This window comes from Actinokineospora cianjurensis (assembly GCF_003663795.1).
Lineage (GTDB): Bacteria > Actinomycetota > Actinomycetes > Mycobacteriales > Pseudonocardiaceae > Actinokineospora > Actinokineospora terrae.
The window spans coordinates 1,017,411-1,031,812 of the sequence record NZ_RCDD01000002.1 but is presented as its reverse complement, the minus strand read 5'-3'; the positions used below and the strand labels follow the sequence as shown (position 1 = coordinate 1,031,812).

Genomic DNA, 14,402 nt, shown 5'->3' with positions numbered 1-14,402 from the left:
CGAGTGGGAATAATCGAGGGGTCCTGGGTTTAACGTGAACTCGGGTACGGTCGTCGCGTGCGCCCAGAGGACATCGAACTGGTGGCGGCGCCCGGCGCGCCCGCCCTCCGCGGGGACCTGCTGCTGGTCGGCCTCGCCACCCCTGATCTACCCACGAACTCCTACGCGGGCGGTCTGTACCGCGTGGGACTGGCGGGCGGCGAGGTGCGGGAGTTCACCAGGGGCCACCGCGACTCGGCGCCGGAGATCTCCCCGGACGGCACCCTGGTGGCGTTCCTGCGCACGGCGAAAGCGGGCGAACCGCCCCAACTGCACGTGATCCCGGTCGACGGCGGGGAGGCGCGCACCCTCACCGACCTGCCCCTCGGCGCGGGCGCCCCGGTCTGGTCGCCGGACTCGCGGCGGATCGCTTTCGTGGCACGGGTTCCCGAGCCCGGGCGCTACGGTGTGGCAGATGGCCGTGGCACTACGCCGGACGCCGGAGCCGAGGCACCGCGGGTGATCACCCGTCTGGAGTACCGGTTCGACGACATCGGGTTCCAGCACGACCGTCCACCCCAGTTGTTCGTCGTCGACGCCGCCGGTGTGACCGGTGTGGACAGTGCGGGGTCGGCGGATACAGCGAATTCGGGACCGCGCAGGCTCACCGAGGGCCTGGCCACCCCGTGCCACCCGGTGTGGACCCTGTCCGGTGAGCACGTCTTGGTCCGCGCCCAACGCGACTGGGGCGTCGAGGAAACACTGAACACCGACCTCTACGCGGTGCCCGCCGACGGTGGTGACCCCGTTCTCGTGGTCCGCAGCGCGGGCACCGTCGAGCACCCGGCGCCGCTGTCCGACGGCACGGTCGCGTTCCTGGGCGACGAATTCCCCGACACCCGTTGCGTCGCGCGCAACCTCGGCTTGTGGACGGTCCCGCTCGTGCTCGACGGCACCCCAGCCGAACCGCGCAGGCTCACCGACGCCGAGACCGTCGACGCCGAGATCACCGCCGGGCGGCCGGTGGAGACCGCGACCGGTGTCCTGGTGGCCGTGCGCAACCGGGGCGCGGTCGAACTGCGCAAGGTCCCGTTCACCGCTGACGGGGCCACCCTGGCCGAGCTCCCGCTGATCGCGGGCGACCAGGCCGCGGTCAAGGGCTTCGCCGCCAGCGGCGACCGGATCGTCTGCACCCTGTCCACATGGGACGCACCGGGCGAGGTGGTGCTGGTCGAGGACGAGACCACCACCCGGCTCACCGACTTCTCCGCCCGGCTGCGCGCCCGCGGTCTGCGCCAACCGGTCGAGGTCAAGGGTGTCGCACCCGACGGGTACGCCACGCACGGCTGGATCCTGCTGCCGGAAGGCGACGGGCCGCACCCGGTGCTGCTGTCGGTGCACGGCGGCCCGTTCATGTACTACGGCTGGGGTTTCAACGACGAGGCCCAGGCATACGCCGCGGCCGGGTACGCCGTCGTACTGCCCAACCCGCGTGGTTCGGCCGGGTACGGCGAGTCCCACGGTCGGTCCATCATCGGCGCAATGGGCACCGTCGACGTCGACGACGTGCTCTCGGTGCTCGACGCCGCCCTGGAGCGCCCGGACGTCGACGCCGACAACGTCGGTGTGATGGGCGGTTCCTACGGCGGCTGGATGACCGGCTGGCTCGCCGCCCACCACGGGCACCGGTTCCGCGCCGCGTGGAGCGAGCGCGCGGTGAACGCCTGGGACTCGTTCCTGGGCACCTCCGACATCGGCTGGTGGTTCGCCGAGGCGTACTGCGGCACCGACCCGGCCGACCTGGTGGCCAAGAGCCCGCTGACGCACGCGCACCGGATCACCATCCCGTTCGCGGTCGTCCACTCCGAACACGACTGGCGCTGCCCGGTCGAACAGGCGCAGCGGATGTACGTCGCGCTGCACCGCGCCGGGGTGGAGACCGAGCTCATCCTCTTCCCCGGCGAGGGTCACGAACTGACCCGCTCCGGCAAGCCCCGCCACCGCGAGCAACGTTTCCGCGAGGTATTGCGGTGGTGGTCACGGCACCTGTGAACCAGGTGCGGCCCGGGACGGCGTAGGGTCTCGGGCCGTTCGTAGCCGGTGGGCGAGGGCGTTCGCCCACCGGCTACGAACCGTGTGTCTCCTGCGCGATTCGCCGAATACCACTCGACGTGAGTTCTAGAGCTGAGTTCTGCTAGAGCCGAGTTCTGCTAGAGCAGGGTGTAGTTCAATTCCTCGCACACCCTGGCGAGCGGAAGATCGAGCCCCGGGTAGTCCAGCGGCAGCAGGACGTCCGGGGTTCGCGGTAACGCGCCACTGCCCGGCGGGTCCCACAGGCACACCGCGGGCTCGCCGCTGTCCATCGAGGACCGGTACCAGACGCCGTCGAGGTCGGGGTGCGCCTGGCGGATCGCCCGCGCCCAAGCCTGGGTGACGGCCTTGCTGCCGGTGCTCAACTCCTGCGATGCGCCTGCCCTGGTCGGCCACAAGCCGCACAGGTCGAGCAGCCGCAGCGTGCGCCGCGGCCGGAACACCACCATGTGCGGCTTGCGGGTGGTCCGGTCCACCACCGAGGTCTGCTGGTACACCTCGGCGATGCTGGTGCGCACGCTCAGTCCGAAGTAGAGCACGCCGTGCCCCGGCGCCGTCGCCGGTCCGCCGTCCTGGCCGAGCGGCTGCGGGTCGAACCGGGCGTGCGGGAGCGGACCGGTGTAGCGGAAGGAGTTCCACCGCTGGCGGTGCGCGCCCGCCGCGGCGAAGACCCGGACCAGGTGCGTGCCGCTGTGCAGCGCCACGACGTCCTCGTCGACGCGCAGCAGCGTTCGCAGATCGGCTGGGGCGGGCGGCTGGGGGAGCCGGGACATCTCGGTTCGTCGGCCTCGTCAGCTCAGGCCGGGGTGCCCAGCACCGCCGCCAGCGCGGCCACCCTGGCGGGCGAGCCGCCCGCGAGCAGCCACTGCCGGGGGGTGGCGGGCTGGTCGTCGACCCGCAGGTCCGGCTGGGGACTGGTCATGAACGCGGCCACCACCAGCGGCGGCTGGTCGTCGGGCACGGCGGCCAGCACGGCCTCCAGGCCGGGCAGCACCCCGGACGGGGCGAACTGCCAGGCGGGCAACCGCCACCCGCCGCGGTCCTTCCAGCCCGCGAGCCGACCGGCGGCCAACCGGTGCCGGATGCGGCTGGTGTCGACCCCGACCGCGTCCGCGGCGTCGGCCACGGTGAGCGCCGAGTCGCGCAGCACCGCCTGCGCGGCCACCGCGCGTGCCCGGGAGTCGACCTCGTCACCGCGCCGCGGCGTCAGGTCGAGCCCCACGTCGGTGAGCGCGTCGCGCTGGTCGGGGGAGAAGTAGTCAGCCGGGTCCGGGTTGGCCGGGGACAACCGCCGGGCCGCCTCCTCCACCAGCTCGAGGAACTCGACCGGGTTGACCCTCAGGCCCGCTTTCGCGAGCACGTGCTCCAACGCGACCGTCATGCGCCTAGGGTATCCCGGTTGTGCGGGTTCGTGCGCCTTTGTGGGAAAACTCACCTAGATCGACACGCACCGCACACGGTCAAACACCGACGGTTGTCCCACTGTAGTGCAACGGTTGGCCGGGGTTGGTACGTCCATCCGGGTATGAGAGCGAAGAGGCTCACCCTGGGGGCCGTGGTCGTGGCGAGTGCGTGCGTGGCGGGCGGCATCGTCTTCGCGCGGGAGCCGGTCGACGTCGCCGGTCCGGCGCCCTACGTGCCGTCCGTCCGGCTCGTCTCCTACGACTCCTGCGCCGACGTCGAGGCCGACCTGAAGAAGGCCGCGGCGGAGCGGGTGACCGAGTTCGGCCTGGACCCGCGGGTGTACGACGTCATCGCGATGCCCGCCGAGGGCGACGCCCCACCGGTCGCCCCGAAGGCGCCCACCCGCAACAGCTCCACCGCCAAGGACCACTCCAGCACCGGCGACCACTCCAGCACCAACAACCACGAGGCGGCCGCCGACGAACCGGACCTGGTCAAGACGGACGGGCGCCGGATCGTCACCGTCGCCGACGGCACCCTGCGGGTCGTCGACACCGCCACCCGCGAGCTGACCGCCAGCCTCGCCATGCCCGGCGGGGGGCTGGCCACGGCGCTGCTCCTCGACGGCGACCGGGCCCTGGTGGCGGTGCCGCGGTTCGACGCCGTGGACCGCGACGCGCGTTCCGGGGGGTCGATGACGACCTCGCTGGTCATGGTCGACCTCGCGGGCGGTGCCCGGGTGACCGGCACGCTGACGGTGGACGGGGACTACCTCGACGGCAGGCAGGTCGGGTCCGTCGCCAGGGTCGTGGCTCGGTCGCGGCCGCGCCTGGAGTTCCCCTACCCGTCGACGCTGCAACGGAACCGCGCGCTGATCGAGGACGCGCCGCTGGAGCGGTGGCTGCCGCGCGCGACCCTGGACCGCGACGGCTCGCGGGTCGAGTCGGCGGTCGGGTGCGGGTCGATCACCAGGCCGTCCGGCTACACGGGGACCGCGATGCTCACCGTGTACACGATCGACCTGCGCGCGCCGCTGGGATCCGGTGACCCGGTCTCGATCGCCGCGGACGGGGACACGCTCTACGGGACCGCGGGCAGCCTCTACATCGCCGACGACCAGTGGCAGCGCGCCGGGATCCTGCCCGCTGACGGACGGCCCGCGGCAGGCCACACGGACATCCACCAGTTCGACATCTCGGCGCCCGGCAAGCCGGTGTACGTGGCCTCGGGGTCGGTCGAGGGGTCGCTGGTCAACCAGTACGCGCTGTCGGAGTACGAGGGGAACCTGCGGGTCGCCACCACGACGGCCCAGGACAGCGCCGTCCACGTGCTGAACCGGCGCGGCCCCGGACTCGCCAGGATCGGCCGGGTCGGCGGGCTCGGGGTGGGGGAGCGCATCCAGTCGGTCCGCTACCTCGGTCCCACCGCGTACGTCGTCACCTTCCGCCGCACCGACCCGCTCTACACCGTCGACCTGAGCAACCCCACGGCCCCGCGCGTCACCGGCGAACTCAAGATCACCGGCTACTCGGCCTACCTGCACCCCCTGGGCGCAGGCCGCCTCCTCGGCGTCGGCCAGGAAGCCACCGAGCAGGGCCGGGCCACCGGCACCCAGGTCTCCCTCTTCGACACCACGACCACCCCCGTGCGCCGCCTCACCCAGTTCCACCTACCCGGCACCACCTCAGAAGCCGAGTTCGACGCCCACGCCTTCCTCTCCTGGCCCGACAAGAACCTCGTGGTGATCCCGATCGACACGGCCCGGGGCTCCGGCGCCGTCCTGGCCCTGCGCGTGACCGGCGACCAGATCACCGAACTCGCGACCCTGCGCCACCCCACCCCCTCGGTCACCGATACCCGGATCCGCCGATCCCTGGTAGCCGCCGACACCCTGTGGACCCTGTCGTCCGCCGGAATCCAAGCCACCACCCTCGACACCATGACCCCCACCGCCTGGATCCCGTTCGCCTGACCCGCGGCGCCGCCCTCGCCCGGCTTGGAACTGGTCGGGCGAGGGGTGGACGGCACACGTGTTCGGCCGTACCCCACAGCCCAGACCAGGCGCCTGCGTGGGGCGGACAGGTGGCCTTGCTCGGATCAGGTCGCGGGGGTGCGGGTGGCGCGGAGGTAGGACCACAGCGGCGGGCCCTGTTCGGGGCCCGTGGGCAGGACCGGCGGCGTGCCCTCAAGGGCGGCGCTGGTGGCCGACGGGTCGGAGTGGAACTCGGGGCGGAGGTGGTCTGTGTCGTAGTAGCGGTGGAAGACGGGGGTCTGGGCTGCGGACATCGGGGGGACTATCCAGCTCCAGTCGGCGGGGCAGGGGCGGCCCGCCTTGGTCTCGCGGTCGATGTGCTTGAGGAAGCGGGCCGACTCGGTGTGGTGGTCGCTGATCGTCATGCCCGCCTCGGCGAAGGAGTGCAGGACGGCGATGTTCAGCTCCACCAGCGCCCGGTCGCGCCACAGCGTGGTCTCGCGGGAGGTGTCGAGGCCGAGGCGCGCGGCCACCACCGGCAGCAGGTCGTAGCGGTCCTGGTCGGCGAGGTTGCGGGCGCCGATCTCGGTGCCCAGGTACCAGCCGTTGAACGGGGCAGCGGGGTAGTCGACGCCGCCGACCCGCAGGCGCATGGAGCTGATGGTGGGCACCGCGTGCCAGCGCAGGCCCAGGTCGGCGAACCACGGGTGCTCCGGGTGCGTCAGCTCGACCTCCGCGACCGCGTCCGGCGGCAGCGTGAACAGCCGCGGCCTGCCGTCCGGGCCGGACACCACCAGCGGCAGCACGTCGAACGGGCCCGGCCGCGCGGGCGGGCGCCACCCCAGCGCGGTGACCGCGGCGGTGAACCCGGCGTAGCGCGGATCACCGACCGGGCGACCACCGTCCGCCGCCGGGTAGCCCGCGTAGCGGATGAGCTGCTCGTTCCAGATCCGGGGACCGGGCCGCCCCGGCGCGTCCGGCGCGAAGACGGTGATCAACGGCCGGATTCGACCACCGTTGGTCGCCAGCCGCAGGTGTTGCTCACACTGCTGGGCGACCTCGACCGGGTGATGAACGGCCCGCATGTCCCGGACGCGCATGCTCCGCCAGTACAACCGCCCGATGCAGCGCGCGCTGTTGCGCCACGCGACCCGCGCCCCGTGCGCCAACTCCGCGCTCGTGTGCCGGTACGTGCCGGTCAGCTCGATCTCGGCCCGCACCCACGCGATCCGGTTCGCCGCCGGGCCCGCCTCGGGGTTCTCGGCGTGGAACAACTCCAGGAACTCCACCGCCTCGTCGACGTCGGCCACACCGTCCCCGACTCCCGCGACCACCTCGGCGGGCGGCGCCCAGGTCGGGGGCAGCGACGACTGGGTCGGCAGCACGGGGACCGGCAGTTGGGCGGGCAGCACGGGACACACCGGCGGCCTGAGCGCGGACTGACCGTGCGCGCCGACCACCGAGGGCAGCACGGGCGCCACCGCCTGCTCGCTCGTGCCGGACATCGCGGGCACGCGGTGCGCGGACAGCGCCGGAGGCTGGCTCGTGGCGGACATCGCGGGCTGGCCGAGACCGGGTCGACCCTGCGCGGACGGGGATGCGGACTGGCCGAACACAGGCGCCACCGGAGGTCGTCGCGGTGCCGCCGACCCGGGGGCGAGCGGCACGGAAGTCGGAACAGCGGACAAGACCGACGCGGCAGCCGGTACCGGGCCGTCGTCGGACGAGGTGGGCTGCGCGCCCGTGGCCGAGCCGGGCGATGTCTGTGGGTCCGCCGGGAGTGCCGCCGCCCGCGGATGTGCGGCAGGCTCGGGAGGCATCGCCGGGTGAGCGGCTGAGACCTGGGCGGACGACATCGCCCGAGTGGGGGGCGAAGCGGAGTGCACCGGCGGGCTGGTGGGTGCCGCGGAGGGCGCCGGCGGGTCGGTGGGTAGAGCGGAAGACGCCGTCGGGCGGGCTGGCGGTGCCCAGGTCGGACCGGTCACCCGGCAGAACCTACCCGTCCGCTCGGGTGACCCCGGCAAGTCTCACTCGATCGGGTCACAGGGTAAAGCCATAAGGCAGAATCGGGCGGCGTCGGTCCGGCGGCGTGGCCGCAATGCGTTCCGTGTGCGGGCCGCGCCGCCGAACCCACGGGCGGTAAGGCCATTCGGTCGAGCTGTGGTGGCGGTGGTCACCTCCGGGAATACCGGAGCGGACAGTAGGCAATTCCGGCACCACTCATTCGATCCCGTGCCACCCGATGAGGTGAATGATGACGGTTAGTGGAAGCCGCCGTGAACTACTCATCGGTCTGGTCCCGCATTGCCGGGCCGGGTGCGCGCGGTCCGGCGGTGGCGGTCTCAGATGGCGAACACGCTGCCGGTCGCCACGCGCAGCGCGCAGCCGTTGCCGAACACCTGGCGGTAGTGCACCGGCTTGCGGCCCCACCAGCCGTACGCGGTCACCGTCACCGGGTCGTACTCCAGCGTGCACATCGAGTCCGGCCGCACGTTGAGCTTCTCGAACCTGCCGTTGACCTGCGAGAGCTGCGCGCACGCGGTACGCGCCTCGAGGTGGGTGCCGCCGTCGGGCGCGCACTGCAGCACCGCGAGTCTGGGTAGTTCACCCGCGCGCTGGACGGTCAGTACGAAGCCTGCGCTGACCGGGGCTATGGTCGCGTCGGCGGTCGTCGCGGGAGCCAGCGCGGCCACCGCGGCGCACACAGCCGCGACAGCGAGGGACTTTGCGGACATGTCGGATCACTCCTTCTCGGCGGCCTGGTTAACCCGCCGAATGGGTGTAGGGAAAACGCGGCCCGGCCCGAGGTCGACGAACCGGGCGATTCCGAGGGTAGGTCTTCCGGAATTGTCTCGCGGTCCGGGGCCTCTGGCGCTCGGGTGCTCCCCGATGCTATTCATGTCGCCGCACTCGTCGACAAGATCGACTGGTCGTTACTTCCTTAAGTAGGCTTGGGTGAGGGGTCCTTTCTGTGGGCGGAATTACACGTGCGGCTAAGGCGTCGCGGGACCGTTTGTCCGACCGGGTCGCGATCGGCATGCTGCTCAAGGCGTTCCCGCCCGAGGAGGTCGACGCCGCGATCGACGCGGCAGGCGCGCGCGAACAGCGCTCCCGCGCCCTGCCCGCGCGGACAATGGTCTACTTCACCCTCGCCTTATGGCTGTTCGGCGGCGCCGGGTACGACGCGGTGCTGGCCAGGCTGACCGCGGGCATGCGGTGGGCGGGCGTGGCCACCGGCACCCGGTCGGCGCCGAGCACCGGGTCGATCACCAAGGCCCGCAAGCGGCTCGGCCCCGACGTGATGCGCAGGCTGTTCCTCGGCCGCGCCGCCGCCGACCGGGCCGAGGCGGCGCGCTGGCGCGGCATGCGGGTCTGCACCCTCGACGCGGGCGTCGTCGACATCCCCGACACCGCGGCCAACCTCGCCGCGTTCGACCACTCCAAGGTCCGGGTGTCGGTGCTGGCGGGCCACGACACCGGGTCGCTGCTCGACGTCGCCGTCGGCTCGCCGCGCGAGGAGCTCGGCGCGCGGGTGCTCGACACGATCAGCCCGGGCACGCTGGTGGTCGCGCACCGCAGCGCCGGCGAGCAGGACCTGTGGCGCGCGGCGGCCAACCGGGGCGCTGACCTGCTGTGGCGGGCGCGCGCGCCGATCACGTTGCCCCGGCTGCACGTGCTGCCGGACGGCTCGTTCCTGTCCAGGATGCTCGCCGACGGCGACCCGGTGACCGACTCGCTGGCGGTGCGCGTGCTCCAGTCACCGGACGCCGTATTGGTCACCACGCTGCTCGACCCCGACCAGGCGCCCGCCGCGGAGCTCGCGGCGCTGCACCGCACCAGGTGGCGGTTCGAGGCGCTGTTCGAATCGCTGGAGGCCGGGCCGGTCGCGCTGCGGTCGCAGGATCCGCACGGCGTGGCGCAAGAGCTGTGGGCGATGCTCTGCGTGTACCAAGCTGTGCACCCGTGGCGTCGTAAGGAAGCGGCCATGCGGGGTGTGTCGGCAGGCAGTGGCGGGTTTGGGATGCCCCCGCGGCGCGGTACCCACCAGTAACCGGCGGGAGGAACGCGGATGTCGACCGAGGCGAGGGTGGCCCTGATCGGGTACGGGTTGGCGGGCAGTGCGTTTCACGCCCCGTTCGTCGCCGCGGCGCCGGGCCTGCGGTTGGCGGCGGTAGTCACGGGGGACGAAGGCAGGGCTGCCGCCGTGAGGCAGCGCTACCCGGACACCGATGTGATCGAGTCGACGGATGACCTGTGGCAGCGGGCCGGCGACTACGACCTCGCGGTGGTCGCGTCACCGAACCGGTACCACTACGACCAGGCCACGACCGCGTTGACCGCCGGGCTCTCGGTCGTCGTCGACAAGCCCGCCGCCGCGACCGGTCAGCAGGTCCGGGACCTGGCCGCCACCGCGCGCCGCGTCGGCCGGGTGTTCACCACCTTCCAGAACCGGCGCTGGGACGGCGACTTCCGCACCGTCCGGCGGCTGGTCGAGTCCGGTGAGCTGGCCGGTGCGACCCGCTTCGAGTCCCGCTTCGAACGCGCGGCGGCCCCCGTGAAGTCCGGCTGGAAGGGCAGCGCCGACCCGGCCGACCTCGCCGACATCCGCTACGACCTGGGCAGCCACCTCGTCGACCAGGCCATCGTCCTGTTCGGCCGCCCCCACACCGTCTACGCCGACGTCCACGCGACCCGCCCGGGCGCGCCCGCCCCGGAGGACGCGACGATCCTGCTCACCCACCCCTCGGGCGTCCGCTCCTACCTGCGCGTCAGCAAGGCATCCGCCCCCGTCGGCCCCCGCTTCGCCGTCGCGACCCCGGACGCCGGCTACCACTGCTGGGGCCTGGACCCCCAGGAAGCGGCCTCCCGCGCAGGCCACGCCCCGACCGACCCCGGCTTCGGCGTGTACCCGGAGCCGCAGTGGGGCACCCTGACCACCGCCTCGGGCGACACCCGAATCCCCACCCTCGACGGCGACTACCTGGGCTTCTACACAGCCCTCGCCACCTGCCTCCACGGCGAGGGCCCCAACCCCGTCCCCCCAACCCACACCGCCGACGTAGCCGACGTCATCGAGGCCACCTTCGCCTCAGCCGAACGCGGCCTCCCGGTCCACCTGCCCTGAGCCCGCTGGCCCTTGTTCGGCCTGCCTGCCCCGATGCTTCCGCTCGGCCCGCCTGCCCCGCTCGGCCTGCCTGCTCTGAGGTTTCCGCCCGAGTCTGCCTGTTCTGGCCACCCCACCCGCCTCGGGCTCCCGCTCCCGCGCGGCCCCACCTGCCTCGGGCTCGCCGCCCGCCCGCTCCGGCTGCCTCGCTCGCCCCCAGATCACGACAGCGCCCCCACCTGCCGCTACCCCGCCACCCTCTAACCGCCGCCGAGCCCTCTAACCCCAGACCTGCCCTCAAACCGCCGCCCAGCCCTCTAGCAGCCGCCGAGCCCTCTAATCGCCCCTCGCGCACGCGGTCCCGACCCTGCCCAGCCCCCACCCACTCCGGGGGGCGTCCCTGTGCCAGTCTATCGGTACCCCCCGACAGGCGATCGTGGAACCAGCACCCCGAAGATCCACATGTGGATAACTTCTGTCCCTGAACCGGGTGAATGTCCCGGCGGCGCGCAACACAAAGCGCCTGGTCAAAGCCCCGCCAGCCCAAAGGCGACCCCGCCCAGGGCCCGCCACCAAGCAAGTCGCGCCAAACCAAGCGCAGGAGCGTTGTGCAGGGGCGACAAGAGAGGGGTAGGACGATGGGGTGACTGACCCCGATCCCCGGCGGTGGCGGGCGCTTGCGGTGACGCAGGCCGCTGGGTTCATGAGTTTGCTCGACGTGAGCATCGTCAATGTCGCGTTGCCGTCCATGCAGGCTGATCTCGGGGCGGGGGCGGGTGGGATCCAGTGGGTCGTCTCCGGCTACGCGCTGACCTTCGGGCTCTCCCTGGTCGCGGGCGGCAGGTTGGGTGACGCGTTGGGCAGGCGGCGGATGTTCTTGGTCGCGTTGTCGGTGTTCGTGCTGACCAGCGCGTTGGCGGGTGCGGCGCCGAACCTCACCTGGTTGGTGCTGGCGAGGCTCGCGCAGGGCCTCGCGGGTGGTCTGCTCACCCCGCAGAACTCCGGGCTCATCCAGGACCTCTTCCAAGGCGCCGAGCGCGGTAAGGCGTTCGGAGTGCTGGGCGCGACGATCGGCGTCTCCACCGCTGTGGGCCCTATCGCGGGCGGGTTGATCCTCGCCTGGTTCGGCGATCCCCAAGGCTGGCCCTGGGTGTTCTACGTCAACCTGCCCATCGGTGTCGTCGCCTTGGTCCTGGCCATGCGCCTGCTGCCCAAGGATCGCCCCACCGGCCGGGTCGACATCGATCTGGTGGGCGCCCTGCTCCTCGGCGCGACCGTCCTGGCCGTGCTCCTTCCCCTGGTCAGAGCGGACAGCGGCGGGCTGACCAGCCTGTGGTGGCTGTTCCCCCTCGCTGTCGCGCTGGGGTGGCTGTTCCTCCGCTGGGAGCGACACCTGGTGCGCCGCGGGAGGGCGCCGCTGCTCGACCTGAGGCTGTTCACCGAGACCCCCGGTTACGTCGCGGGCGCCGGGATCGGGCTCGCGTACTTCTGCGGGTTCTCCGGGATCTGGCTGGTGTTCGCCGTGTTCTTCCAGGCGGGGCTCGGGTACACGCCGCTGGAGTCCGGGCTGGCCGTCACGCCGTTCGCGATCGGGTCCGCGGTGGCCGCCGCCGTCGCGGGCCGGGTGGTGGACCGGTGGGGGCGGCTGATCACGGTGCTGGGGCTCACCGCGGTCGGGGTCGGGCTGGCGGCGGTGGCGGTCGTGCTGCTGGTGGTGCCCGGGAACGCGGCCGGGGCGTGGATCGCGGTCCCGATGGTGCTCGCGGGCGTCGGGGGAGGGGCGGTGATCTCCCCGAACACGACGCTGACGCTCACTTCGGTGCCCAACCGGCTGGCAGGCGTCGCGGGCGGGGTGCTGCAGACCGGTCAGCGGATCGGCACCGCGGTGGGCACGGCGACCCTCGCGGCGGTGTTCTACGCCGTCCTCGGCGGGACCGGCCGCTACCCGGCGGCGATCGCGGTGGCGCTGTTCGCCGCCGTTGCCCTCGTCGCCGTCGCGTTCGTGCTGGCGGTGCGCGACCTGCGGATGGCGGAACGGGTGCCGCAAGGCGGCTGAGTGGGAAAGTTTCCGTACACCTGCTGGGTTTTCCCGTCGGTGACTATTACGCTACCCGCTGGAGTTGATCATTCCCCAGTCCCCGGCGAAAGGTCCCCCATGCGCGTTCTCGCCCGTGCCGCCGCCGTCCTGGCCGCGACCGCCACCGCCCTGCTCCTGGCCACCACCGCGAGCGCCCAGCCCACCGCGGAGCACGACCCGATCTCGACGCCTGCCGCCGCGACCGCCTCGGCGCTGGTCACCAAGCTCTCGCACAGCGACGCCGCCTCCCGGCTGCGGTCGTCGAACATCACCTGGTCCTCCAGCGGTGGCTGCAGCGACCGGACCAGGCCGAACTGCACCTCGTTCGAGCAGGTCAACCTCGCCACCATCCAGGGCGCCCAGACCCTCAAGAGCGCCACCGGCTGCGCCCTCAACGTCACCGGCGGCACCGAGGTCGGCCACGCCAGCGGCACCTACAGCCACTACAACGGCTACAAGCTCGACTTCGCCCTGAGCGGCTGCCTCACCAACTACATCAAGGGCACCTTCACCTCGATCGGCGGCAACCAGTGGCGTTCGGGCAGCGGCAACGTCTACTTCTTGGAAAGCAATCACTGGGATGTCACCTTTTACAACTGCGGCGGTTGCTGATCCCGTAGGGCAAGATCGGGGCCGTGACTGAACACCCGACCCTGGTCCTGCTGCACGGCCTGGCGGGCAGCGGCGCGCTGTGGGACGGCCTGGACGCGGCCACCCAGTGGGACGGTCCGGTCGTCGCACCCGATCTCGCGGGTCACGGCGCGGCCGCCCCGCTGGAGCGCTACAGCTTCGGCGCGCTGGCCGCCCGCGTCGCCGCCGATCTCGACCCCGACCGGCCCGTCGCGGTGCTCGGTCACTCCCTGGGTGGAGTGGTTGCCCTGGCGCTGGCGTCGGGCTGGTTCGGGATCAGGGTGGAGTCGGTGGTCGCCCTCGGGGTGAAGCTCAGCTGGTCGCCGGACGATTTGGCCAAGGGCAGGGCGCTGGGCGGCAAACCGCCGAAGGTGTTCGAGACCCGCGCCGAGGCCGAGTCGTGGGCCGGGAAACTCGCCGGGCTCCCCGCGGGCCTCGCGGTCGAGGCGGGCGGCGGGTGGCGCGCGGCGGTTGACCAGCGGGCGTTCGCGGTCGGACGGCCGGACCTGCCCGGTCTGCTCGCGGCCGCGCGGGCGAGGGTCACGTTGGCGGCGGGGGAGCAGGACGCGATGTCGCCGGTCGAGCACCTGCGGACCCTCGTGCCCGACCCGGTGGTGCTGCCCGGCGTGGGGCACAACGCGCACGTGGAGGACCCGGCGGCGGTCGCGGTGCTGCTGGAGTACTTGCGCTAGCGGTGGATCCCCCGCCCGGCACCGGTGACGTCCCGGTGCCGGACGGGGAGGTGCTGGTGCTCAGCCGACGCCGAGCAGGTCCACCACGAAGATCAACGTCTCGCCCGGCTTGATCAGCGCGCCCGCGCCGCGGTCGCCGTAGCCCAGGTGCGGCGGGATGACCAGCCTGCGCCTGCCGCCCACGCGCATGCCCGCCACGCCCCGGTCCCAGCCCGCGATGACCCGGCCCGCGCCGAGCGGGAAGGCGAAGGTGTCGCCGCGGTTCCAGGACGCGTCGAACTCCTCGCCGGTGGAGTGGGCGACACCGACGTAGTGCACCGACACCAACTGGCCGGGGGTGGCCTCGGGGCCGTCACCGACGGTGATGTCGTGCACCTCCAGGTCGGCGGGTGCGGCACCCTCGATCGGGTCGACCTCGGGCTTCTGCAGAGCCATGCGTGCTCCTCGTCTTCG

The 14,402-nt window shown here is 72.6% G+C and carries 12 protein-coding genes; 7 read left to right on the top strand and 5 right to left on the bottom strand.

The genetic code is table 11. The features are described from left to right. The first annotated feature begins 57 nt into the window (after positions 1 to 57). Positions 58 to 2,031: a S9 family peptidase gene (locus CLV68_RS19090; RefSeq protein ID WP_121392160.1), complete on the top strand. Its 1,974-nt coding sequence runs from the start codon at positions 58 to 60 to the stop codon at positions 2,029 to 2,031. 158 nt (positions 2,032 to 2,189) lie between these two features. Here CLV68_RS19090 and CLV68_RS19085 read toward each other — a convergent pair whose 3' ends face one another. Next, complete coding sequence (locus tag CLV68_RS19085; RefSeq protein WP_121392159.1) at positions 2,190 to 2,843, bottom strand: RES family NAD+ phosphorylase; 654 nt, start codon at positions 2,841 to 2,843, stop codon at positions 2,190 to 2,192. A gap of 23 nt (positions 2,844 to 2,866) precedes the next feature. Then, entirely contained in the window at positions 2,867 to 3,451 is a 585-nt protein-coding gene (locus tag CLV68_RS19080) for a DNA-binding protein (protein ID WP_092780536.1), read from the bottom strand. 144 nt (positions 3,452 to 3,595) lie between these two features. Here CLV68_RS19080 and CLV68_RS19075 point away from each other — a divergent pair, with 144 nt between their 5' ends. Next, a complete protein-coding gene (locus CLV68_RS19075) occupies positions 3,596 to 5,446 on the top strand; it encodes a beta-propeller domain-containing protein (protein ID WP_121392158.1) in 1,851 nt (616 codons plus the stop codon). Positions 5,447 to 5,571: 125 nt separating this feature from the next. Here CLV68_RS19075 and CLV68_RS19070 read toward each other — a convergent pair whose 3' ends face one another. Together CLV68_RS19070 and CLV68_RS19065 are read right to left on the bottom strand one after the other, a co-directional pair. Then, positions 5,572 to 7,002, bottom strand: coding sequence for a nitric oxide synthase oxygenase (locus tag CLV68_RS19070; protein WP_281274675.1), 1,431 nt, complete (start codon positions 7,000 to 7,002; stop codon positions 5,572 to 5,574). A 786-nt stretch (positions 7,003 to 7,788) separates the two neighbouring features. After that, a complete protein-coding gene (locus tag CLV68_RS19065) occupies positions 7,789 to 8,181 on the bottom strand; it encodes an SSI family serine proteinase inhibitor (RefSeq protein ID WP_121392157.1) in 393 nt (130 codons plus the stop codon). Positions 8,182 to 8,459: 278 nt separating this feature from the next. Here CLV68_RS19065 and CLV68_RS19060 point away from each other — a divergent pair, with 278 nt between their 5' ends. The 5 genes from CLV68_RS19060 (at position 8,460) to CLV68_RS19040 (ending at position 13,949) form a co-directional block, all read left to right on the top strand. Beyond that, complete coding sequence (locus CLV68_RS19060) at positions 8,460 to 9,497, top strand: transposase domain-containing protein (protein ID WP_121392156.1); 1,038 nt, start codon at positions 8,460 to 8,462, stop codon at positions 9,495 to 9,497. A gap of 18 nt (positions 9,498 to 9,515) precedes the next feature. Continuing rightward, positions 9,516 to 10,571, top strand: coding sequence for a Gfo/Idh/MocA family oxidoreductase (locus tag CLV68_RS19055; RefSeq protein WP_121392155.1), 1,056 nt, complete (start codon positions 9,516 to 9,518; stop codon positions 10,569 to 10,571). 682 nt (positions 10,572 to 11,253) lie between these two features. Continuing rightward, on the top strand, positions 11,254 to 12,606 hold the full coding sequence (locus tag CLV68_RS19050; protein WP_121392409.1) for an MFS transporter: 1,353 nt from the start codon (positions 11,254 to 11,256) through the stop codon (positions 12,604 to 12,606). A 99-nt stretch (positions 12,607 to 12,705) separates the two neighbouring features. Beyond that, on the top strand, positions 12,706 to 13,239 hold the full coding sequence (locus CLV68_RS19045) for a hypothetical protein (RefSeq protein WP_121392154.1): 534 nt from the start codon (positions 12,706 to 12,708) through the stop codon (positions 13,237 to 13,239). Between the two features lie 23 nt (positions 13,240 to 13,262). Continuing rightward, complete coding sequence (locus CLV68_RS19040) at positions 13,263 to 13,949, top strand: alpha/beta fold hydrolase (protein ID WP_246009971.1); 687 nt, start codon at positions 13,263 to 13,265, stop codon at positions 13,947 to 13,949. A 60-nt stretch (positions 13,950 to 14,009) separates the two neighbouring features. On the opposite strand, the gene CLV68_RS19035 is transcribed toward CLV68_RS19040, so the two are convergent. Further along, complete coding sequence (locus tag CLV68_RS19035; protein WP_211346634.1) at positions 14,010 to 14,384, bottom strand: FKBP-type peptidyl-prolyl cis-trans isomerase; 375 nt, start codon at positions 14,382 to 14,384, stop codon at positions 14,010 to 14,012. Between the last annotated feature and the right edge of the window lie 18 nt (positions 14,385 to 14,402).